Genomic DNA, 1,588 nt, shown 5'->3' on the forward strand with positions numbered 1-1,588 from the left:
TGTCGGTGTTGCAGTACGCGGAGAACCTCACCGACCGGCAGGCGGCGGACGCGGTCCGCTGCCGTCTGGACTGGAAGTACTGTCTGGGCCTCGATCTGGATGATCCGGGATTCGACTTCACTGTCCTGAGTGAGTTCCGTGGCCGGGCGGCCGAAGGCGACCGCGCGGACCAGCTCTTGGCGTTGGTCGTGGACCGTCTTGCAGAGGCCGGGCTGGTCAAGCGGCGGGGACGGATCCGGACGGATTCCACCCACGTGCTGGCGGCGGTCCGCCGTCTGAACCGGGGCGAACTGGTCGCTGAGACACTGCGCTGCTCTCTGGAGGACCTCGCTCTGCACGGCGAGAGGTGGCTGGCCGCGCTCGTCACTCCTGACTGGGCAGACCGCTACGGCCGGCCTGTTCGCTATGACCGGCTTCCCCGCGGCGGAGACGCACTGATCGCCTGGGTGCTGCGGGTGGGTGAGGACGGGCTGCACATTCTGCGCGCGGTCTATCACGCCGATGCCCCGCCTGGGCTGCGGGAGTTGAGGTCCGTGCAGGTCCTGCGGCAGGTCTGGGTCCAGCAGTACTGGAACGATGAATCGGGCCAACTCCGCTGGCGGTCAGCGAAGTCGACCCGTGACCGGGCCAGCCGCAGGGCGACCGGGCAGAGGAACACCGGCAAGTCCCAAGCGGACGGTCGGCCGGATCCTGCTTCGGCTCGGGTGCCGTGGTCGACAATGGAGATCGTCACCCCGCATGATCCCGAGGCCCGTTACAGCCAGAAGGTCACAGCGGCCGGCCAGCGCGACTGGATTGGCTATCGCGATCACCAGACCGAGACCTGTGACGAGACGAGCCCCAACGTCATCGTCCAGGTCGTCACCCGCCCGGCGCCGCAGCAGGACATCGATGCCCTCGACGACATCCACAAACAGCTGACCCGCCAGGGCTTTCAGCCTCTCGAGCACGTCGTCGACGGCGGCTATGTCACCCCGGACAGCATCCACCAAGCGTCTATGAAGTGGGACATCCCGATGCTTGGGCCGGTCCGCGCCGACCCGCAAGCCGCCCAGCGGCCAGGTTTCACGAAAGAGGACTTCCACATCGACTGGGAAACCCGCACCCTCACCTGTCCGAACGGCATCACCAGCCCGCCCTGGAAACCCACCCTGGGCGACGGACACCCCCGGCTGTCCGTCCTCTTTCCCCGCAAGGCATGCCGGGAATGCGAGGACCGCCTGAAGTGCACCGGCAACATCGACGGCAAAGGACGCCACATCCTCCTGCTGCCCGAACCCCAACAGAAGATCCAAACACAGGTCAGGAAAGACCAGAAGACCAGCAACTGGCAGCAGCGCTATGCCATCCGCGCAGGCTGCGAAGCGACCGTCTCCGAAACGGTCCACGCTCATGGCCTGCGCCACTGCCGCTACCGCGGCCTGGCAAAGACGCACGTCCAACACGTGCTCACAGCCGCCGGAACCAACATCGTCCGCCTCAGCGAATGCTTCCCACCGGGCACTACACCGGCTTCTCCGCCACGACCACCCAGCCACTTCCAGCGGCTCTGCCAAAGGCTGACGACCTAGAGATCACCAACAGCATC

1 protein-coding gene is annotated in these 1,588 nt (G+C 66.3%); it reads left to right on the forward strand.

Features of this window, described 5'->3' with window-relative positions:
- On the forward strand, positions 1-1,571 hold a 1,571-nt coding region (locus ACFYWY_RS38190), incomplete at its 5' end, for a transposase (protein ID WP_389196122.1).
- Positions 1,572-1,588 lie beyond the last annotated feature (17 nt).

It is taken from the genome of Streptomyces sp. NPDC002870 (assembly GCF_042888505.1).
Lineage (GTDB): Bacteria > Actinomycetota > Actinomycetes > Streptomycetales > Streptomycetaceae > Streptomyces.